The sequence below is a fragment of the Pseudoduganella sp. OTU4001 genome, from assembly GCF_038440195.1.
Taxonomy (GTDB): domain Bacteria; phylum Pseudomonadota; class Gammaproteobacteria; order Burkholderiales; family Burkholderiaceae_D; genus Rugamonas.
This window is the reverse complement of sequence record NZ_JASATG010000012.1, coordinates 51,252-72,163: the sequence shown is the minus strand read 5'-3', so window position 1 is coordinate 72,163 and position 20,912 is coordinate 51,252. Positions and strand designations below refer to the sequence as shown.

The 20,912-nt window shown below is 61.5% G+C and carries 13 protein-coding genes; 7 read left to right on the top strand and 6 right to left on the bottom strand.

Annotation, left to right across the window (positions count from 1 at the left end; all coding sequences use genetic code 11):
* Nucleotides 1–195: 195 nt before the first annotated feature.
* On the top strand, nt 196–2,946 hold the full coding sequence (locus tag AAHE99_RS13255; RefSeq protein WP_342117817.1) for an alpha-1,6-glucosidase domain-containing protein: 2,751 nt from the start codon (nt 196–198) through the stop codon (nt 2,944–2,946).
* Between the two features lie 42 nt (nt 2,947–2,988).
* Here the strand turns inward: AAHE99_RS13255 and AAHE99_RS13250 are convergent, their stop codons facing one another.
* The 4 genes from AAHE99_RS13250 to AAHE99_RS13235 all read right to left on the bottom strand — a co-directional run bounded on the left by AAHE99_RS13250 (nt 2,989) and on the right by AAHE99_RS13235 (nt 10,178).
* Nucleotides 2,989–4,632: an alpha-amylase family glycosyl hydrolase gene (locus AAHE99_RS13250; protein ID WP_342117816.1), complete on the bottom strand. Its 1,644-nt coding sequence runs from the start codon at nt 4,630–4,632 to the stop codon at nt 2,989–2,991.
* Nucleotides 4,633–4,644: 12 nt separating this feature from the next.
* Nucleotides 4,645–6,276 (bottom strand): alpha-D-glucose phosphate-specific phosphoglucomutase, encoded by a 1,632-nt coding sequence (locus AAHE99_RS13245; protein WP_342117815.1) that lies wholly within the window; start codon nt 6,274–6,276, stop codon nt 4,645–4,647.
* A 71-nt stretch (nt 6,277–6,347) separates the two neighbouring features.
* Nucleotides 6,348–7,673 carry an MFS transporter gene (locus tag AAHE99_RS13240; protein WP_342117814.1) on the bottom strand — a complete coding sequence of 442 codons (1,326 nt, stop codon included), beginning with the start codon at nt 7,671–7,673 and terminating at the stop codon, nt 6,348–6,350.
* A gap of 123 nt (nt 7,674–7,796) precedes the next feature.
* Nucleotides 7,797–10,178, bottom strand: a complete 2,382-nt coding sequence (locus AAHE99_RS13235; RefSeq protein ID WP_342117813.1) for a glycoside hydrolase family 31 protein — start codon at nt 10,176–10,178, stop codon at nt 7,797–7,799.
* 43 nt (nt 10,179–10,221) lie between these two features.
* Between AAHE99_RS13235 and AAHE99_RS13230 the strand changes: the two genes are divergently transcribed.
* From AAHE99_RS13230 to AAHE99_RS13205, 6 genes are all read left to right on the top strand, one after another.
* Nucleotides 10,222–12,030, top strand: coding sequence for a M2 family metallopeptidase (locus AAHE99_RS13230; RefSeq protein ID WP_342117812.1), 1,809 nt, complete (start codon nt 10,222–10,224; stop codon nt 12,028–12,030).
* 148 nt (nt 12,031–12,178) lie between these two features.
* Nucleotides 12,179–13,684 (top strand): tryptophan halogenase family protein, encoded by a 1,506-nt coding sequence (locus AAHE99_RS13225; RefSeq protein WP_342117811.1) that lies wholly within the window; start codon nt 12,179–12,181, stop codon nt 13,682–13,684.
* 111 nt (nt 13,685–13,795) lie between these two features.
* A complete protein-coding gene (locus tag AAHE99_RS13220) occupies nt 13,796–13,966 on the top strand; it encodes a hypothetical protein (protein WP_342117810.1) in 171 nt (56 codons plus the stop codon).
* Nucleotides 13,966–15,147 carry a hypothetical protein gene (locus tag AAHE99_RS13215; RefSeq protein WP_342117809.1) on the top strand — a complete coding sequence of 394 codons (1,182 nt, stop codon included), beginning with the start codon at nt 13,966–13,968 and terminating at the stop codon, nt 15,145–15,147. The genes AAHE99_RS13220 and AAHE99_RS13215 overlap by 1 nt, the downstream gene beginning before the upstream one ends.
* Before the next feature lie 41 nt (nt 15,148–15,188).
* On the top strand, nt 15,189–15,449 hold the full coding sequence (locus AAHE99_RS13210) for a hypothetical protein (protein WP_342117808.1): 261 nt from the start codon (nt 15,189–15,191) through the stop codon (nt 15,447–15,449).
* Nucleotides 15,446–16,132, top strand: a complete 687-nt coding sequence (locus tag AAHE99_RS13205; protein WP_342117807.1) for a hypothetical protein — start codon at nt 15,446–15,448, stop codon at nt 16,130–16,132. Before AAHE99_RS13210 ends, AAHE99_RS13205 begins: the two co-directional genes overlap by 4 nt.
* Before the next feature lie 313 nt (nt 16,133–16,445).
* Here AAHE99_RS13205 and AAHE99_RS13200 read toward each other — a convergent pair whose 3' ends face one another.
* On the bottom strand, nt 16,446–17,939 hold the full coding sequence (locus tag AAHE99_RS13200) for a tryptophan halogenase family protein (RefSeq protein ID WP_342117806.1): 1,494 nt from the start codon (nt 17,937–17,939) through the stop codon (nt 16,446–16,448).
* An 81-nt stretch (nt 17,940–18,020) separates the two neighbouring features.
* Nucleotides 18,021–20,822, bottom strand: a complete 2,802-nt coding sequence (locus AAHE99_RS13195) for a TonB-dependent receptor (RefSeq protein ID WP_342117805.1) — start codon at nt 20,820–20,822, stop codon at nt 18,021–18,023.
* Between the last annotated feature and the right edge of the window lie 90 nt (nt 20,823–20,912).

Here is a 20,912-nt window from a genome sequence, read left to right as displayed (position 1 = left end):
TTTGATTTTTCTCAAGACGCCCCGCGCTTGGCTCAGCCGAGCAGCGGGGCGTTTTCGTTTGGCGAAATCCTTGAGCAATATCAAAGGTGCGCAACCGATGTCCGAATGACAGACCTGGCACCGACTTTTTCGTAGTAAAGCTACATAAATTACGGTAGGATTCCTGTAGCCCAGCTACCAATAATGGAGACAAACATGAGTACCCGCCGCACCACCCTTACCACTTCGCTTGCCATTGCCTTCGGGGCGGCCCTTCCCTCCACCGGGGCACTGGCGGCGGCATTGCAGCCGGCGCCGAAGCTGGCGGCTTGCGAGGGGCCGCATGAAACCGTGCTCGCGCAAGGCAAGGCCTACGACGCGCGTGCGCTGTGGCTGAATGGTGCGCTGGCGCGCTGGCCGGGCGTGAAGGCCGAGGGCAGCTTCAAGCTATACCACTCGCTGACGGCGGCGGTCGATGCGCAGCCAGGCGGCCGCGTGAGCGGCGCGGATGGCGTCATTCCGCTGGAGGCGAGCAGCGCCGCGCTGCCGGCCGATGCGGCGCCGCGCTTCAAATATGCGGGCGATGGCGTGACCCTGGCGCTGCCGGAGGCGATCCAGCGCAAACTGGGCGGCCTGCTGCGCCACCAGCTGTTGCTGGTACAGGAAAACGCGGACGGCACGGTGCGTGATGCGACCACGCTGCAAGTGCCGGGCGCGCTGGACGACATTTACTCGGGCGCCGAGCGCGCGGCGGATCTGGGCGCCACGCCCGGCAAAGCCGGCACCAGCTTCAAGCTGTGGGCGCCAACTGCGCAAGGCGTGTCGGTGTGCGTGTTCGACACCGGCAGCAGCAAGCCTAAGTCGATTACTGCCATGCGCGCCGATGCCAAGACCGGCATCTGGTCGGCCAAGCTGGGCACCAACCTGTCGGGCAGCTATTACAAGTACGTGGTGGACGTGGTTGCGCCGCGCGCGGGCCTGGTGCGCAACCTGGTCACCGATCCCTACTCCGTCAGCCTGACCGCCAATTCGGCGCGCAGCTACATCGCCGACCTGGCCGATCCGCGCCTGGCGCCACCGGGCTGGGGCAAGGACCAGCCGCCGGCAAACGTGAAGGCACAGACCGATATGTCGATCTACGAGCTGCACGTGCGCGACTTTTCGATCAACGACCTGTCGGTAAGTGCACCGAACCGCGGCAAGTACACGGCCTTCCGCGAAACCGGTTCGAACGGCATGAAGCACCTGGCCATGCTGGCCAAGGCTGGCATGACCGACGTGCACCTGCTGCCGGTGTATGACCTGGGCAGCATTCCGGAACAAGGCTGTGTGGCGCCCGTAGTGCACGGCGCGCCGGACAGCGACCAGCAGCAGAAGGTCATCAGCGATAACGCGCAAAAGGACTGCTACAACTGGGGCTACGATCCGTGGCACTTCAATGCGCCGGAAGGCAGCTACAGCACCGACGCTTCCGATGGCGCGCGCCGCATCATCGAACTGCGCGAAATGGTCATGGCGCTGCACAAGACCGGCCTGCGCGTGGGCACCGATGTGGTCTACAACCACACTTTCCGTGGCGGCCAGCATGAGCGTTCGGTGCTGGACCGGATCGTGCCGGGCTATTACCACCGCCTGAACCTGAAGGGCGATATCGAGCAGTCGACCTGCTGCTTCAATACGGCGACCGAGAACCGCATGATGGCGAAGCTGATGATCGATTCGGCGGAGCTGTGGACGAAGCATTACCACATCGATTCCTTCCGCTTCGACCTGATGGGCCACCAGCCGCGCGCGGCGATGGAGGCGCTGCAGGCGCGCGTGAACAAGGCCGCCGGCCGCCATGTCAACCTGATCGGCGAAGGCTGGAACTTCGGCGAGGTGGCGGATGGTGCGCGCTTCGTGCAGGCGTCGCAGCTGTCGCTGAACGGCAGCGGCATCGGTACCTTCAGCGACCGTGCACGCGATGCGGTGCGCGGTGGCGGCGCCGGCGATTCGGGGCAGCAGATGATTTCGCAGCAAGGCTATGTGAATGGCTTGGTGTACGACGCCAATGCGGCGGCGGGCCTGCGTCCGGTGCTGGATCTGATGAAGGCTGCGGACATGGTCAAGGTTGGCCTGGCGGGGTCGCTCCGTTCCTACCGCATGCAGACCCATACCGGCGAGGTCAAGGAGCTGCAGGCGATCGCTTACGGCGGCAACCAGCCTGCCGGTTATGCCAGCCAGCCGGGCGAGGCGGTGAACTATGTGGAGAACCACGATAACCAGACGCTGTACGACATCAATGTCTTCAAGCTGCCGGTGTCGACCACCAGTGCGGACCGGGCGCGCGTGCAGATGCTGGCGGCGGCGGTGAATGCCTTCTCGCAGGGGGTGGCTTATTACCATGCGGGCATGGAGATCCTGCGTTCGAAGTCGCTGGACCGGAACAGCTTTGAGTCGGGGGATTGGTTCAACCGGCTGGACTGGACTTACCAGGACAACTACTTTGGCGTGGGCCTGCCGCGTGCTGAGGATAATGGCAAGGACTATGCGCTGATCAAGCCTTTGCTGGCTAATCCGGCGTTGAAGCCAACGCCGGTGGATATTGCGTTTGCGCGGGATACGTTCAGGGATTTGCTGCGGATCCGTGCGAGCAGCACTTTGTTCCGCATGCGCTCGGTGGAGGATATCCAGCAGCGCTTGCAGTTCTTGAATACGGGGCCGCAGCAGGTGGCGACGGTGCTGGCCGCGCGTCTTGATGGCGCGGGTTATCCGGACGCCGGGTTCAAGACCGTGGCCTACTTTATCAACGTGGATAAGGTGGCACAGACTATCGTCGCACCGTCGGAGGCAGGGAAGGCTTATCGCCTGCATCCGGTGCATACGGCGGCGGGTGCGGGGGATAAGCGGGCTGCGGAGGCGCGGTTTGATGCTGGCTCCGGCAGCTTTACTATCCCCGCACGGACGGCAGTGGTGTTTGTCGAGTAAAACCGTACCTGACCCTGCGGGTCAGGCACTGATCTTCCGGTTTTACTGTGAGAGCAGGACCGTGGCGTGCTTGCCGTTGGTGCGCACCACCCCGCTCTTCACTTTGTATGAAGCGCCGGAATAAGCATCCTTCACTTTCGCGCCGTCAGCGAATACTCCGGCTACGGAAATATCCACCGCCTGCCCTGTCTTCACATCCAGCGCCACCACGACCTTGTCAGCACCGCGCACGCGGCTGAAAGTGTACGGCGCATCCGCCAATTTTTTATGCTCGCCGGCGCCAACCGCAGGATGCGCCTGGCGGAACTTGCCCAGCTTGGCCCAGTGCGCGCGCACCGCGCCCACCTTGTAGCCTTCACGCTGCGCATTTGACTTCAACTCATCCCAATTCATCAGGGAGCGCAGCTTGGCGTCGCCTGTCGCTTCGGCGATATCCAGCCGGCGCGCCGTCTCGTCGCCGTAATAAATCTGCGCCGCGCCCGGCGCCAGCAGCAGCTTGCTGGCCGATTCGAATGGCTTTTTGCGCGCGCCGTCGTAAGGGTTGCCGTCGTCGTGGGACGAGATGTAGTTCAGCACCGAGTAGCCCTTCAGCGGACCCGCCAGCTGCGCCGCATATTTGCTGAAGATGGACTCGTAGTCACCTTTCGCATCATGCACCAGGCCGAAGTTGATCAGGTTGTCGAAGCCGTTGGCGTAATAGTTCGCCTTCGAGCCGCCGCCCAGGTCGAATTCCAGGCCATGCGCAATGTTGTAGTTGTAAACCTCCGCCGTCATGAAGAAGCGGCCATCGCCCAGCACCTTCTTCGGATTGGCGCGCTTCCATTCTTCGTGCGCAGCCAGCGAAACTTTGCGCAGCTCCGCCCACACGCCAGGCTCGACGTGCTTCACCGTATCGCCGCGGAAGCCGTCGATGCCATACTTGCGCACCCAGTCGGCATGCCACTTCATCAGGTAATAGCGCGGTGCGCGCGGATAGCCGGTGCTGGCGAAGAAGTCGTCCAGCTCCTTTACTTCGCGCTCGTAGCGCCCCTCGGCTTTCCACTTGGCGGCCAGCGCTTCGGGCAATTCGACAGCGGCATCGCTGCCGGTGAGGAAGTCCGGCAGGTTCTTCACCAGCGTGCAGTTCACCGTGGTCGGCGCGTCCTTATATGTGCATTGAGGGCTGGTGCGCACCCAGCCTTCCGGCCAGACCGGATCGGCCTCGGTGACAGGGCCGGTATGGTTCATCACCACATCCAGCAGCACGCGGATGCCGCGCGCGTGGGCCGCGTCGACGAAATCACGGAAGTCCTTTTCGGTGCCCAGGTTGGCATCCATCGCCGTGAAATCGCGCGCCCAATAGCCATGGAAGCCGTACGATTTTCCGGTGCCCTCGTCCGTCCCCGCATGGATTTGCTCGATCGGCGGCGTGGTCCAGATCACGTCCACGCCCAGGTCGTCAAAATAACCCGACTTGATCTTTGCCGTCAGCCCTTTGAAGTCGCCGCCCATGAAACCCCGCAGCGGCGCGGCGTCGGCCTGGCGGCCGTAGGCCAGGTCGTTGGCCTTGTCGCCATTGGCGAAGCGGTCGGTCACCAGGAAGTAAACGGTCGCATTCTCCCAGAGGAAAGGCTTGGGCGGCGCGGCAAGTGCGCTGTGCGCGCCGGCGGCAAGCAACAAGGACAATGCGAGGGCTGAGAGTTTCATGCGGCTTTTTCCTTATGTGATAACGGTGGGGTTGGTGCGCCCGGTGTGCAGGACGATGCTGGCTACGCTGTCGGCGATGGCGATCAGGCCTGCCAGGGCTTGCTGGGTTGGTAAATGGTGCTGCGCGGGGTCGGCTTCGTAGCGTTCAAGGTAGACGCGCAGGGTGGCGCCTTCCGTGCCGGTGCCGGACAGGCGGTACACGATGCGCGAGCCGTCCGTCATCATGATGCGGATGCCCTGCTGGCTGGCGTGCGAGCTGTCCACCGGGTCGGTGTACTCGAAATCGTCGGCGGACTGCACTTCGTAATGGTTCATCTTCTGCCCAGCCATGTAGGCCAGCTTGATGCGCAAGTCCTGCATCAGCAGGCGCGCCGCGTCGGGCGAAATGGCTTCGTAGTCGTGGCGCGAGTAATAGTGGCGACCAAAGCGCTGCCAGTGGGCGGTGACGATGTCCTGCACCGAGCCGCCGCGCACCGCCAGCAGGTTGAGCCAGTACAGCACCGCCCACAGGCCATCCTTTTCGCGGATGTGGCGCGAGCCGGTGCCGTAGCTCTCCTCGCCGCATAGCGTGGCTTTGCCGGCGTCGAGCAAGGTGCCGAAGTATTTCCAGCCGGTCGGCGTTTCGTAGCACGGCACGCCCAGCGCCTCGGCCACGCGGTCGGCGGCGCGCGAGGTTGGCATCGAGCGGGCGATGCCGGCCAGGCCGCCGGCATAACCCGGCGCCACGGTGGCGTTGGCGGCCAGCACGGCCAGGCTGTCGGAAGGCGTGACAGGGAAGTTGCGGCCGACGATCATATTGCGGTCGGCATCGCCGTCGGATGCGGCGCCGAAGTCGGGCGCGCCGGGAGCCGCCATCAGTTCGATCAGCTGTTCGGCATTGACCGGGTTCGGATCGGGATGCAGTCCGCCAAAGTCTTCCAGCGGCACGCCGTTGATGACGGTGCCGGCCGGAGCGCCTAGCATGCCTTCCAGGATGGCGTGGGCATACGGCCCGCACACGGCGTGCATGGCGTCGAAACACATGCTGAAGCCGCCGGCAAACAGGCGGCGGATGGCGCCAAAGTCGAACAGCTGCGCCATCAGCTCGGCGTAGTCGGCCACCGGGTCGATCACCTCGACGCGCATGCCGTCGACGGTGTGCTCGCCGCGCGTGTCGATGTCGATATCCGGCGCATCGCTGATGCGGTATTCCGCCAGCGCCAGCGTGCGTTCATAGATTGCTTCGGTCAGCGCTTCCGGAGCGGGGCCGCCATTGGCTGCGTTGTACTTGATCCCGAAGTCGCCATCCGGGCCGCCGGGGTTATGGCTGGCCGACAGGATGATGCCGCCCATCGCGCCATGCTTGCGGATCACACAGCTGGCGGCAGGCGTGGACAAAATGCCGCCCTGCCCCAGCAGCACGCGCGCAAAGCCACGCGCGGCGGCCATTTTCAGCACCACCTGGATTGCGCTGCGGTTGTGGAAGCGGCCATCGCCGCCCAGTACCAGCGTCTTGCCGGTGGCGTCGCCCAGCATGTCGAACACGCTTTGTACGAAATTCTCAAGAAAGTGGGGCTGCTGGAAGGCTGTGACCTTCTTACGCAGCCCCGAAGTCCCCGGACGCTGTCCAGGGAAGGGAGTAGTTGCTACCGTCCGGATTGCCATGTTCGCACCTCCTGGTTGCTGCAACCGACAGTTTTACCGCAATTGGCGCGCCTTCAGGCGCGCGGATGGGATCAGGCGGCAGGCTTGGCCGTGTCGCTCACCAGCAGGGTGCTGATGCCGCCCAGCGCCATGGCGATACCGGCCAGCACCAAGACGTTGACCGCGTGGCCGTCGAACAGGTGCTTGATGACTGGGCCCAGCACCAGGTTGGCGACAATCTGCGGCAACACGATGAAGTAATTGAACACGCCCATGAAGTAGCCCATGCGGCGCGCCGGCAGCGAGCCAGCCAGGATCGCATAGGGCATGGTCAGGATACTTGCCCAGGCGATGCCAACGCCGATCATCGATACGATCAGCATTTCCTTGGAATGCGCAACGGCGATGCTGGCCAGGCCGGCGCCGCCGATCAGCAGGCAGACCATATGCACGAATTTGCGGCTGGTGAATTTCGCCAGCTTAGGCAGGAAAAACACGGCCAGCGCGGAAACGCCGCCATAGGTGGCGAACAGGATACCGGTCCAGTTGCCAGCTTCCTGGAAGGCGGCCGACTTGCCGTCGGTGGTGTTGAACACGCTTTCGGCGATTGCCGGGGTGGTAAACACCCACATCGCCAGCAACGCGAACCAGGTGAAGAACTGCACCAGCGCCAGCTGCACCATGGTCTTTGGCATGTGTACGAAGCCACCCAGCACTTCTTTCAGCGAATTCGCAAAGCCGCGGCGCTGGGCGCGCTCCATGCGGAACTTCTCGACGTCTTCCGGCGGCAGTTCGTCGGCGGTCAGCACGGTCCACAGCACGGCGAAGAAGTAGGCCGCGCCGCCTGCGTAGAAGGAGTAGCGCACCGAGTCAGGAATGGCGCCGTTGACGACTTCGTTGCTGACGTGGAGGACATCGGTAAAGATGATCGGCAGCAGCGAGGCGATCACCCCGCCCAGGCCGATGAAAAAGGTCTGCATCGCGAAACCGGCGGTTTGCTGCGACTCATCGAGTTTGTCACCGACGAAGGCGCGGAACGGTTCCATCGACACGTTGATCGAGGCATCCATCAGCCACAGTACCAGGATGGCCATCCACACGGCGGTGGAATTCGGCATCAGGAACAGCGAAATACTGGCCAGCAGCGCGCCAATGAAGAAGAATGGACGGCGACGGCCCCACTTCGGATGCCAGGTGTTGTCGCTCAGGTAGCCGATAATCGGCTGCACCAGCAGACCGGTGGCCGGTGCGGCGAGCCAGAACAGGGGCAGTTCGTCGGGCGTAGCGCCCAACGTGGAGAAAATGCGGCTGGTGTTGGTGTTCTGCAGCGCGAAACCAAACTGGATGCCGAAGAAGCCGAAACTCATATTCCACAGCTGCCAGAATGACAGCCGCGGTTTGCTCGTGGTGGATTGCATCTAAAGTGTCCCCGTTTTTATCCGCGCATGCGTAAATTTGTAGCAAAATAACATGGCAACTACAGGCTGTCAATCGCATGACAGCCCGTAAACAGCCAGTTTTAGCGCATTTTTGTAGTCATGTTACAAAGCGACGCTCAATTTGGCGCGCAGTGCCGCGCGCGCTGGCAGCGCCAGTTCCAGGGTGCGGTTGCGGGCATCCCAGCGCGCTTGCAGCGCCTTGCCGTCCAGTTTTACGCTGCGCGGACGGCTCGCCACATTGTGCACCTTGACCGTGTAGGCGCGGGCCACCGGCTGCCAGGCCTTGCCTACTTCGGTCTCGATGCCGATCTCGAAGCCGGATGCCGAGGCGGCGCCGCTGAAGCGCGCCAGCTCGTATTTGCCCTGCTCGAAGGCGTTGGCGGTGGCGCCGTCGTCCTCATACAGCTTGCCGCTGGAGTGGGCCGCGCTGGCGTCGTAGTAGTAATGCAGGTCAACCTGTTTGGTGCTGTAGTCGCGCGTGGTCTGCACCACCTTCGCCATCGGCAGCAGGGCGCCGGCGCGCACAAAGACCGGGATGTGCTCCGGAACCACCTGCACCACCTCGTTGATGCCGCCCTTGTGCGCGGCATCGCTGTAGAAATCGAACCATACCTTCGACGAGGCCGGGAAATTCACTTCCTTGCGCTGTGCGCCAGGTTCGGTCACCGGGGCCACCAGGAAATCGCGGCCCCACAGGTAAGTGGACGCAACGCCGTTATCGCCGCCCTCGAACATAATCGGGCGCATCAGCGGCAGGCCGGTCTGGCTGTTGTCGAAAGCCGCGCTGTAGTTATATGGCAGCATGGCGTAGCGCAGGCGGATCGCTTCGCGCGCCAGCGACTTGGTGCGGTCGGCGCGGAAGACCGGCTCGGACGGCACCTCTTCCTGCGCGTGCGGGCGGAACACCGGCTGGAACACGCCGTACTGCAGCCAGCGCACATACAGCTCGTCGTCCAGCATCGGCGAAGCGAAGCCGCCCAGGTCGGAGTGCATATAGGCCAGGCCCTGCATGCCCATTTGCAGGGCGATTTCCATCTGCGACTTCAAACCGCCCCAGCTGCGCTGCACGTCGCCCGACCACGGGATCATGCCGAAGCGCTGCGAACCGGAATAGCCGGCGCGCATCAGGATGAACGGGCGCTCGTTCGGGAATTCCTTCTGGTAGCCCTCCGCGATCAGGCGCGCCCAATCGTGGCCGTAGATGTTGTGGACTTCGTCGGCGCCCAATTCACCCTTGCTGCCGTGGCGCAGCGAAGACGGGTGCACCTCCGGTTCGCCCAGGTCGCCCCACCAGCCGGCAACGCCCTGCCCTTTCAGGTCTTTATAGATATTCCAGAACCAGTCGCGTCCCTCGGCGCGGTACAAGTCGATCAAACCGGTATTACCGAAGTAGAAGTCGTAACGACCCGGCGCGCCGGTTGCATCGGTCGCCAGCGCTTTCCGGTCGACTGCTTCCTGCCAGCGGCTGGAGGTGGTCAGCACGAAAGGCTCGGTGATGATCACGGTCTTCACGCCCTTGGCTGCCAGGTCGGCCATCATGCCTTTCGGGTTGGGGAAGCTTTCCTTATCCCAGGCCAGGTTGCCCATGGTGCCTTTGACGGTCTTGCCGAACCAGTACAGGTCCAGTACCACGGCGTCCAGCGGGATTTTCTCGGCAATGAACTTGTCAGCAATGGCGCGGGTTTCGGCTTCCGTGTGGTAGCCGAAGCGGCTGGCGAAATTGCCGAAGGTCCAGCGCGGCGGCAGCGGCTGGCGGCCGGTCAGGCTGGTGTAGTTGGCCATCACGTCTTCCCACTGCTCGCCCGCGATCACCTGGTAGGTCTTGCGGCCGCTAATGGTTTCATAGGACAGCGTGCCATCCTTCTTGCTGTCGAAATCCAGGTAGCCGATTTGCGGGTTGTCGAAGTGGATGGCGTACTTCTTCGACGACAGCGCCATCGGGATGGTGAAATTCAGCAGCGAGGAACGCGCCTCGTACCCGTAATGGGCGCGGTTATACAGCTGGAAACGGTTGCCGCGCCGGTTCATGCCGACCGCACGGGCGCCTGCGCCGTACAGGGCCTCATCGCCGTCCAGCGCAAACTCCAGCGCCTCCATCTTGCCTTCGCGGCGGTAGCCGCGCTTCTCCGCCACCAGCGGCTGGCCCTTATACGCATAGCTGATGCGGAACGGGTTTTTCTCGACGCGCACGGTCAACCCCGGCGTGACGTATTCCAGCACCCCGCCCTCGTCGCGCAGCGTGGTTGCCACGGCGCCAGGCGCCAGCACCACGGCGTGCGAGGACGGATCCGCGCGTTCGCCGGCCGGAATGAATGTGGTTTCTACAACAGCCGCCGAATACGGCTTGATGATGTATTTGCCGTCATTTGTGCTGATTTCCAGCGCATTTGCGCTGCGTGCGGCAGAAATGAAGTGGCGGTCGGCGTTTTGGGCGAAAGCGGCCTGGCTGCACAGGGCCAGAACAGCGAGTTGTATAAGTTTCATGGGTGTTATATTAGCGGGCAGTTTTATTTGAGAGGAGATTGAATTGGTCAAAAAACAGATGGTCCTGGCCCTCGGCCTGGCACTGGCGGCGGGTTTTACCCACGCCGCACCCGCCCCAAAGAAGGGCAAAGGCACTCCGGCTGAAGCGAAGAAGTTCATCGCCCAGACCGAAGCAAAATTCGACACGCTTGGCAATATCGGCAGCCGCGCCGCCTGGGTGGCGCAAAACTTCATCACCGACGACACCGAAGCGCTGACCGCCTACTTCGGCGAGCTGCAGCTGGGCGCCTCCGGGGAAGCCGCTCTGGAGGCACGCCGCTTTAACGGCGTCAAACTGAGCGACGACGAAGCGCGCAAGATCAAGCTGCTGCAACTGACGCTGATGCTGCCGGATGCGAAGGAGCGCCAGGCGTACGCCGACGCCAACGCCAAGCTGAATGGCGCCTACGGCAAGGCCAAATACTGCCCGACCGACGGCCGCCAGTGCATGGCGCTGGGCGAACTGGAAAAGACCCTGGCGACCAGCCGCGATCCGAAGGCCCTGCTGGATGCGTGGAATGGCTGGCATATGCAGTCGCCTTCCTACAAGAAGCTGTACACCGAGTACGTTGACCTGTCCAACAAGGGTGCGCGTGAAATGGGCTATGCCGACACCGGCGCCCTGTGGCGCTCGGGCTACGACATGAAGCCGGAAGAATTCTCGGCCGAGATGGAGCGCATCTGGCAGCAGGTCAAGCCGCTGCACGAAGCGCTGCACACCTACGCGCGCTACAAGCTGCGCGAGGCCTACGGCCCGGACGTGGTGCCGCTGACCGGCCCGATCCCGGCCCACCTGTTCGGCAATATGTGGAGCCAGTCGTGGGACAACATCTACCCGCTGCTGATGCCTGCTACCGGCGCTTCCAAGTTCGACCTGACCAAGGTGCTGGAAGAGCGCAAGACCAGCGCCAAGGAAATGGTGCAATACGGCGAGCGTTTCTACACCTCGCTGGGCATGCCGAAGCTGCCGGAGACCTTCTATCAGCGTTCGCTGCTCGAGAAGCCGCGTGACCGCGACGTAGTGTGCCACGCTTCCGCATGGCAGCTGGACGGCAAGGACGACGTGCGCATCAAGATGTGCATCCGCCCGACCGAAGAGGAATTCGCCGTCATCCACCATGAGCTGGGCCACATCTACTACGACCTGGCGTACAAGAACCAGTCCAACCTGTTCCGCACCGGCGCCAACGACGGCTTCCACGAAGCGATCGGCGACACCATTGCGCTGTCCATCACCCCGGCCTACCTGAAGAAGGTCGGCCTGATGAACGAGGAACCGGACCCGAACGCCGCCATCGGCGAGCTGCTGAAGCGCGCGCTGGCCAAGGTAGCCTTCCTGCCGTTCGCCTACTCGGTCGACAAATGGCGCTGGGATGTTTATTCCGGCAAAACCAAGCCGGCCGACTACGACAAGAGCTGGTGGCAGCTGCGCGAGCAGTACATGGGCGTGAAGCGCCCGCTGCCGATGCTGGCTGACGGCTTCGACGCCGGCGCCAAGTACCACGTGGCCGCCGACGTGCCGTACGCACGCTACTTCCTGGCACACCTGCTGCAGTTCCAGTTCCACCGCGCCCTGTGCAAGGAAGCCGGCTACACCGGCCCGCTGCACCAGTGCTCGATCTACGGCAGCGAAAAAGCCGGCAAGAAGCTGTGGTCCATGCTGGAAATGGGTACTTCCAAGCCATGGCCGGAGGCGCTGAAAGCCGCCACCGGCGAGGAGCGCATCGACGGCCAGGCCCTGCTGGACTACTTCGCCCCGCTGAAGGTTTGGCTGGACGAACAAAACAAGCAGCTGGCCGCCAAGGCTAAGTAAGCAGATCGGGGGCCACGGCCCCCGATTTTTTTGCGGCGCTGCCTGCATTTAAGTCTCCATTTTGTTGGAGATATTCTACAGTTTTGTAGTCGAGTTACAAGTAAAAGCCTAAAATGGCAGTAGTCTGCTTACAACCCCTGAGGGCTTCATGAATTTGGTTAAAGATATCGTCATTGTGGGCGGCGGCACCGCCGGCTGGATGACTGCTGCCGCCATGTCGGCGCTGATCCCTGCCAACCACCGCATCCGCCTGGTGGAGTCGGACCTGATTTCCACCATCGGCGTCGGCGAAGCGACCATTCCCGTGATTCGCGGCTTCAACGACCTGATTGGCGTGGACGAGGATGAATTCATGCGCGAGACCCAGGCCACCTTCAAGCTGGGGATCGAATTCCGCAACTGGGGCAAGGTGGGCGACAACTACATCCACGGTTTCGGCACCGTGGGCCGCGACCAGCACCTGGCCAAGTTTTACCAGTATTGGCTGAAGATGTACCAGTCCGGCCAGGCCGACGAGCTGGAAAAATATTCGATCAACACCATGATGCCGCGCATGGGCAAATTCATGCGCGCCACGCGCGAACATGGCGATTCGCCGTTCGCCGACATCGCCCACGCCTTCCACTTCGACGCCGGCCTGTATGCGCGCTACCTGCGCGGCCGCGCCGAGCGCCAGGGCGTGGTACGCACCGAGGGCAAGATCGTGTCGGTCGCGCAGCGCGCCGACAACGGCTTCGTCGAGGCGGTCATTATGGAGTCTGGCGAGCGCATCGCGGGCGACCTGTTCATCGACTGCTCCGGCCTGCATGGCCTGCTGATCGAAGGCACCCTCAAGACCGGTTACGAGGACTGGAGCCACTGGCTGCCGTGCGACAGCGCGATTGCGGTGCCATGCGAGTCGTTCGGCCCGCTGGCGCCGGTGACCCGCTCCACCGCCCACACTGCCGGCTGGCAGTGGCGCATCCCGCTGCAGCACCGCATTGGCAACGGCCACGTCTTCTGCAGCAAATTCATGGACGCCGAAGAGGCCGAGCGCATCCTGCTGTCCAACCTGGACGGCAAGCAGCTGGCCGACCCGCGCCATATCAAATTCAAGACCGGCAAGCGCAAACAGGGCTGGAACAAGAACGTGGTGGCCATGGGCCTGGCTAGCGGCTTCATGGAACCGCTGGAATCGACCAGCATCCACATGATCCAGACCGCCATTACGCGCCTGCTGATGCTGTTCCCGCACCAGGGCTTCGACCAGGCCGACGTGGACTACTACAACGCCCAGTACACCCGCGAATACGAAACTATCCGCGACTTCCTGATCCTGCACTACAAGATCAACCAGCGCAGCGAACCTTTCTGGACCTACTGCCGTGAGATGGAAGTGCCAGCCTCCCTGCAGCGCAAGATCGACCTATACGAAAGCAACGGCCGCATCTTCCGCGACAACGAAGAACTGTTCGCCGAAACCAGCTGGCTGCAGGTCATGCACGGCCAAGGCCTGCGCCCGCGCGGCTACAACCCGCTGGTCGACCAGCAATCGCCGGAAGCCATCGCGGACCTGCTGCAAGGCGTGAAGGAAGTCGTACGCAACTGCGTGGAGGCAATGCCGACCCACGAGCAATACATCGCCGCCAACTGCAAGGCCGCGTTAATGTCTTAATTTGTCCACGCGAACGACATGACCGTCCAATGGCTCGATGCTAGTCTGTACTTGGGTCCAGCAAACTAGGCGCCACCCGCGCCAGGCTGGATCGATGGAAAGGAAAACACCATGGCCAAGTCCAGCGGCAAGACCTCGCATGCTCCCTCAACAAAACCGATGACGCCCGATCGTGCGTCGGCCATTCAGCGCGCAACTGCCAAGACACAGGGCCAAGTAACAAAGAACAGTTTCGCGGCTCGCGCAATGCGCGCCGCAGCAAAAAAACCGGGACACAGCTGATGCAGCGGCGCTTCAGCAATGCGATTAAGCTTAATTTGGCCACAGTGCGTTTTCTAGTGACCAAGTCAGGACTACCCCAGAAGTCCATACTTCCCTCACATAGCACCAAGACTTTGCAGCGTGTCCTTAACACCGGCTACGCATCCCCTGCAGTCGCGCACCAATTGGCCCAGAGACTCAATGTCACTTTGGATGATCTGCAGCGAGATACTCCCAGCGACAACTGGCCCGACGCCCTGCCGCAACTATGGCTTTACGAAGACCTGACACAAATAGATTCAACAGAAAGGTGGATTTCCTTCATTAGCAGCGGATTCAATGGCCTGGCATTGGACTCAAGCCCCATCTCGGCGATCAATCCCTTGACGCAAGCACTGGATAGAATCGGGCGCCGCAATCGTTCGGTGGTGTTGCGCCGCACCGCTCAAGATTTCCAACTGGAGATCAGGCAGTTCCACGAAGCCCCCAAGGAGGGGCCACCAAACTTTTTCTTCCCCATGGGCTGCCGCTTTTTCCCCGTTACACGCACGGGCGACTCCATTTCCCGTACCCCATTAACTTCGAAACAAATTGATTTCATGTGGGCCAGCCTCCATTCATGGGCGCTCAATAACACAGATCTGCTATCGGTGGATGGGGCATGCGAGGCGCAGCACCCTGACGACTACAAGGTTCTTGTCAGATTTTTCGAAGGCGAACCAGCTAAGCAGACTTTGATTGGCTCCCGCCTGTACAGGCATTTGAATGGCGATTTTCGTTGTGCCCTCATTGACTATATCGAATCGATGGACACGACGACCAGGATTTCTGCCCACTCCACGTTCGCAGGCACCGAAATCGAAGCAATGCCATCGTTACGCTACTTGAACGAGCCGGATTGGCAGCAACGCTATAAGACTGTACGAGTAAATCTGGTGCAAGAGGTTAGTCGAGGTGAACTGCACATTGCGCCGTGGCGGAGTGCGTTCCGACACACATTTACCACCGGCGTTACCAGCCGCAAATGGAAGGATTGCTGGCATCACGGTCATTCCTACCCCGGCCAGGATCTGGATTACGAATCGGTTCCTCCTTTGGCACCTGACCCCGCATTGGAGCACAATGGCGCGCTGAGAATCAAGTGTCCCACTCCAACGGATGCATGGCTCGCCTTATGGGAAACGACTGGCGTCGATGCTTGATAGGCGTATACTTAACCTAAACATCACGTTCGGTCGCATAAATGCCATCTGATGCCAAAAATCCGAAGTATGCCAACTCGACGAAGGCTGTAACTTTCGTCGCCAATGGCGCTGCGCCACGCACGCTTGATGCCAAGCATAAACGCCTGCTCGAAAAACAAGAATCGCTGCTAAAGATTATCCGTGAGCAAAGTACTCGCGGCATGCCGTCCCCAATAAGCAAAGCAAATGCAGCAGAAATTGCAAAGCAGGTTGGTATCCTGACGCCCAGCGGCAAACTTTCGTCATCATATAAGAAATGAACAATGCCAGCTTTGGGCATTACGTCATTGCATACCACGGCTGCGATGTCGAGGTAGGAAGCTCCGTGGTCGAAAATGAACTGGACCTCGAGCCCAGCAAGAATCCATATGACTGGCTCGGCGATGGAATTTACTTCTTTGAAGGTGATCTGGAGCGCGCCAGGCGTTTTGCAGAGCAAGCAGCACGCTTCCCGGAGAGAAGGCTCAGCTCAAAGCCGATTGTCTTACCTTATGCGATTGGGGCAATTATTCACCTCGGCCACTGCCTGGACCTATCAACCCAACGCGGCGTTGACGAATTCAGCACGGCCTATGAGGACTTAGTTAAGGGTATGGGCCCTGACCAAGAGCTTCCAATCAATAAGTGCGCGAGCGCATCAGACCAAGATTACATCCTGCACAACCTGGATCGCGCCGTCATCAATTTCGTCCATGGGAAGAGAATGAAAAATGGGGATAAGCCATACGATACTGTGCGCGGCTTTTTTCGACAAGGTGATGCCGTCATGCCAACTTCGGCCTTTGGCAGGCTTTCCCATGTTCAAATCGCTGTTCGCAACAAGGAATGCATCCTTGGGTATTTCCATCCGCGCAGTCCTGACAACGACCCATTCATGGGGTTAAGCAGGATTCCACCCTTGCCGTACAAAAAGAAGAAACTGCGCGCGTCCGGAAAATGCTAATTTGCTAGCGAGCGGCACTCGCCGCTTCAGGCTTCCGCCTACGGCTTGTCGAAACCGCGCCGGAAGCCTTCGACGATCTCGATGTTGGAGGCCAGTGTATCGTGCGTTTGGACCGTCCACAAATTCCACTGTCATGTAACCATTGGCGACCGGCGGCACGCATAGCCCTTGGCGGCGGAAGCGCAGCTGCGCTTCGTGCCAGTACAGCAGGCTGGATTCGTCCTGCCGGGTCACGCGCTAGTCGCACAGCAGGTCGGCGGCGGCAAGCTTGCAGCCGGCAGCGCGAGGGCGAGCGCAAGGGCGGCGATGCGCTTCATGCGGCGCAGAACTGGCGGATGTAGGCGGCGTGGTCCGGCATGGCTTGCACGCAGGCGGCGACGACCTCGCTGACGTTGGTCATGAACTCGGCGCCCTCCTCCACGGTCAACAGCTCGGCCAACGGATGGTGGGCGGCGGGGATGATGTTCTGGCCGTAAAACACCTGCACCCAGCCTGGTTCGGCGAACAGCTCGTTGTCGCGCCGGATCACTTCACCACGCGCCTTGAACAGGTCGATCTTGGCCTGCAGCGTATCTGGCACTGCCATCGCCGCGCACTGCTTCCAGAACTCCGAATCGTCGCGCTGGGTGGCTTTGTAGTGCAGGATCACGAAATCGCGCACGCTTTCGTAGTCGAAGCGGTTCTGGCGGTTGAATTCGTCGACCTCGGCCTGGTTGAAGCCCTGGTCAGGGAAGAATTTCACCAGGCGCGCGATGGCGGCCTGGATCAGGTGGATCGAAGTCGATTCCAGCGGCTCCAGGAAGCCGCTCGCCAGTCCCAGCGCCACCACATTCTTGTTCCAGCTCTTCTTGCGCATGCCGGTGCGAAAGCGGATCTGGCGCGGCTCGGCCAGCGCGCGGCCATCGAGCCGCGATAGCAGCGTACTCGCCGCCTCATCGTCGCTGATATGGGCGCTGCAATACACATGGCCATTGCCAATGCGGTGCTGCAGCGGAATCCGCCACTGCCAGCCGGCGCTGTGCGCGGTGGCGCGGGTGTAAGGCGTCAGCACCGGCGCCGACTCGCACGGCACCGCCAGCGCACGGTCGCACGGCAGCCAGTGGTTCCAATCCTCGTAGCCGGTTTGCAGCGCGCCTTCGATCAGCAGGCCGCGGAAGCCGGAGCAGTCGATGAACAGCTGGCCCGCCACACGCTCGCCCGACTCCAGCTCCACCGCCTCCACGAAGCCGGTCTCGGCGTGCTGCTGCACGCGAACAATCTTGCCCTCGGTGCGCACCACGCCGCGCTGCTCGCACAGCCCGCGCAGGAAGCGCGCATACAGTCCGGCGTCGAAATGGTAAGCATGGGCGATGGAGGAAAACGGCGAATTCGGCTGGTCGTGGCGGGCCGGCATGAACTTGTTCGCCTTCGACATCATGCGGGTGATCGAATACGCCTCCAGGTCCTTGGCCTTGCCCAACTGGCGCATGCGGTGCCAGTACTGGTCGAAGCGCAGCGTCCACAGGTCCTGGCCGATGGGGCCGAAGCCGTGCATATAGCGGTCGCCGACACGGCCCCAGTTCACGAACTCGATACCCAGCTTGTAGGTACCCATGGTGGCCTTCATGAACGTGTGCTCATCGATGCCCGCCAGTTCGTTAAAGCGCTGGATCATCGGAATGGTCGCCTCGCCCACGCCGACGATGCCGATTTCGTCCGACTCCACCACGCGGATATTGCAGCGCCCGCGCAGCACCATTGACAGCGCCGTCGCGCACATCCAGCCGGCCGTGCCGCCGCCGACAATCACCACATCTTTGATTTGCATTTCAGATCCCGGATAAAAATCGACCCTGGCGACTTGCGTCGGCCAGGGTCGATTGTATTACGAGCTTAAGCTGGATTCAGCTTAGAACTTGTAGTTCGCGCCGAACTGGTAGGTGCGGCCGTAAGTCGTGGTGAAGGTCACCGCGTTCTTGTCCACGCCGTTGTACTCGGTGTAAGGAGTGTTGTTCCAGTTGTTGGCGGTCACGAAGACGCTCAGGCCCTTCAGCCAGCCCTTCTGGAACTCATACGACGCTTGCAGGTCGATGATGGTGTCACCCTTCACGAAGGTCAGCTGAGCGTTGTCCTGGTAGTCGGAAATCTGGCCCAGGAAGTCGGAACGCTTGCGCGCTGCCCATGCCACCTGGAAGCCATGCTTCTCGTAGTACATACGCAGGTTGCTGACTTTCTTCGACAGGCCCGGCAGCGGGATCGAAGTCGGGGACACGTCCTTGGTCGAGAAACCATCCTTCGGCAGAGTCAGGCTGCTGCTGGTGTCGGAGTGGTTCAGCATGGCGCCGAAGCCGTCCAGGTATTCGCTCACCAGCGAGAACGGTACGTTCACAGCCAGCTCGTAGCCGTGCAGGTTGCCGCCGTCGCCGTTGATCGGGGTGGTCAGCAGGCCGACGGTGGAACCCTTGTATGGGCCGCTGTCAGGCAGCACGGTACCTGGGGTAACCTGGTTCTTGAAGTCGAAGTTACGTGGTGCGCGCAGCACGTAGGTATCCAGCTTCTTGTAGAACGCAGCGGCGCTGAAGTAACCCTTCTTGCCGAAGTACTTCTCGTACGACAGGTCCAGTGCCTTGGCGCGGAACGGTTCCAGCTTGGCGTTACCGCCGGAGCCGGTCAGGATCGGCACGCCGCCGGCTTGCTTCACGCCGAAGGAGGACGATGCACGCATGTCATCCAGGTTGGCGCGGGCCAGCACTTTGGCTGCCGCCACACGGAACAGCTGGTCGTTGCCGATGTCGAAGTTCAGGTTCAGGCTAGGCAGGAAGTCGTTGTACGAAGTACCGTCTTCGATCTTGGTGAATGGGCAGGTAGCAGCAGTGATGCCGGTGCACAGCGACTGGATAACCTTGTTGCCGGTGGTGTGCTGGTTGGTATGCACGTACTGTGCGCCGAAGTTACCGCGGTACGGAATGCCGCTGATTTCGCCATCCAGGTCGCCCATCGCGTACAGGGTGGTGACCTTCTCGGTCACGGACCAGTCTTTCGCCAGCACGCTGTCGTCGATCCACTGCACCATGTTGTAAATGGAGCCCAGGCTGCCGATCGGGTTGAACGATACGATCGGGATGCCGGTGGTGCCGGCGGTAGCAACGTCGGAGCCAGGCACGGTGGCGGTAGCGTAGCCGTCAGCGCCCTTCACTACCAGGCGGCCTTCTTCGCCGGCGCGGATCTTGTCGCGCTTGGTGAAGTTCATGCCGTAGGTGGTAGCGGCGATCGGGCCCCATTCCACGTCGGTCTTGCCGGACAGGCGGATGCTGTCAACCTTGTCGTCCACCTTAGGCATGGCAACGTAGCCGGCCTGTGGGGAGTTAGGACCGCCGCCCCAACCTGCGTGGTCGGTCAGGAAGGTCTTGGTACGGTCGGCGTAGTTCCAGCTTGGGGTCAGCTTCATGGCCGCCAGGTTGGAGCCGTCGAAACCGGTCCAGGAGATCGAACCCACTTGGGCTTCAGGAGTGTTGCCAGCCTGGCCTGCGGTGGTTTCAAAACGCACTGCATCCTTATGTGCCTTGGAGTGCGACAGGTCGGCAATCAGGTTCCAGCCGCCGGTCTTCCATTCGGTCTTCCAGCCGAAGGAGTTCAGCTTGTCGTCAGCCTGCTCCATGTGGTTACGCACATCGCCCTTGAAACCGGACATGGTGCCGGAGGTCGCAACGCCGTTCGAAACGGTAGCGGCGATCAGCTTGCCGACCGGATCGTAGCCGCCCCAGGAGCCAGCGATCGAGCCTTCCAGGCCGGTCTTTTTCAGGCTATTGGAACCGGACGAATGGAACACGTCCACGGTGGTGCGGAATTCTTTGGTAGGACGGTATTCGAAAGTCGCCGATACGCCGGTACGGTCGGAGGCGGTGGTTTCGGTGTCGGCTTTGAAGCCGTTAGGGATCTTGACCTTGGCGCCGTTCCAGTCGACGGATTCCACGCCGCCGCCTTCGAACTTGGCCTGGCCGCCGCCTACGTCCTTCTGCTTGGTCACACCCAGGGCGATACCGATGGTGCGGTTGGCGAAGGTGTCAACGTAAGCGAAGCTGTAACGGTGGCCGTCGCCTTCCGGATTGCCATTCTCGTTCTTGACGCCGGTGCGCTCTTTACGGCCGCTTGCAGCCAGCACGCGCTTGCCGAAGTCCAGCGGCTTCATGGTCTTCATGTCGATGGTCGACGCCAGGCCCTGGCCGACCAGGGTCGCATCCGGGGTCTTGTAGATTGCTACGCCGCTGACCAGTTCAGCTGGGAACAGGTCGAATTCCGGCGAACGGGCATTGCCGGTGGACGCTTGTTCGCGGCCATTGAGCAGGGAACCGTTGAAGCTTGGGGACAGGCCGCGCACCGAAATATCCGATGGCTTACCGGTGCCGCGCGAACGCTGGGCGGTCACGCCAGGCAGGCGGGAGATCGATTCCGCCACGGATTGGTCAGGCAGTTTGCCAATGTCTTCAGCCGAAATGGCTTCAACGATGGAGTTGGAATTCTTCTTGATCGAAATTGCAGCTTCGATACCGGAACGGATACCGGTAACGACCACGGACTGCATGCCATCAGCGGCAGGAGCTTCTTGTGCCTGGGCAGCGGACAACATGGTCAGGAAAACGGCGCAGCCAGCGGCGACCGGTTTCAGTTGGAAAGCAGCGGTATTGCCTCGCTTGCTTGCGAAGATGTTCATTAAAGTCCCCTCACTCATTAAACAATTTTCCCGCAACCTACATAGACCGGTTTATTTCGACTACACGGGAATCCTTGGAAAGCGAACGCT

Bases quoted from the DNA above. Each gene is read 5' to 3' on its own strand.
- AAHE99_RS13195 (WP_342117805.1), bottom strand. From the start codon at position 20,822: ATGAACATCTTCGCAAGCAAGCGAGGCAATACCGCTGCTTTCCAACTG.
- AAHE99_RS13200 (WP_342117806.1), bottom strand. From the start codon at position 17,939: ATGCAAATCAAAGATGTGGTGATTGTCGGCGGCGGCACGGCCGGCTGG.
- AAHE99_RS13255 (WP_342117817.1), top strand. From the start codon at position 196: ATGAGTACCCGCCGCACCACCCTTACCACTTCGCTTGCCATTGCCTTC.
- AAHE99_RS13220 (WP_342117810.1), top strand. From the start codon at position 13,796: ATGGCCAAGTCCAGCGGCAAGACCTCGCATGCTCCCTCAACAAAACCG.
- AAHE99_RS13210 (WP_342117808.1), top strand. From the start codon at position 15,189: ATGCCATCTGATGCCAAAAATCCGAAGTATGCCAACTCGACGAAGGCT.
- AAHE99_RS13240 (WP_342117814.1), bottom strand. From the start codon at position 7,673: ATGCAATCCACCACGAGCAAACCGCGGCTGTCATTCTGGCAGCTGTGG.
- AAHE99_RS13225 (WP_342117811.1), top strand. From the start codon at position 12,179: ATGAATTTGGTTAAAGATATCGTCATTGTGGGCGGCGGCACCGCCGGC.
- AAHE99_RS13215 (WP_342117809.1), top strand. From the start codon at position 13,966: ATGCAGCGGCGCTTCAGCAATGCGATTAAGCTTAATTTGGCCACAGTG.
- AAHE99_RS13205 (WP_342117807.1), top strand. From the start codon at position 15,446: ATGAACAATGCCAGCTTTGGGCATTACGTCATTGCATACCACGGCTGC.
- AAHE99_RS13250 (WP_342117816.1), bottom strand. From the start codon at position 4,632: ATGAAACTCTCAGCCCTCGCATTGTCCTTGTTGCTTGCCGCCGGCGCG.
- AAHE99_RS13235 (WP_342117813.1), bottom strand. From the start codon at position 10,178: ATGAAACTTATACAACTCGCTGTTCTGGCCCTGTGCAGCCAGGCCGCT.
- AAHE99_RS13245 (WP_342117815.1), bottom strand. From the start codon at position 6,276: ATGGCAATCCGGACGGTAGCAACTACTCCCTTCCCTGGACAGCGTCCG.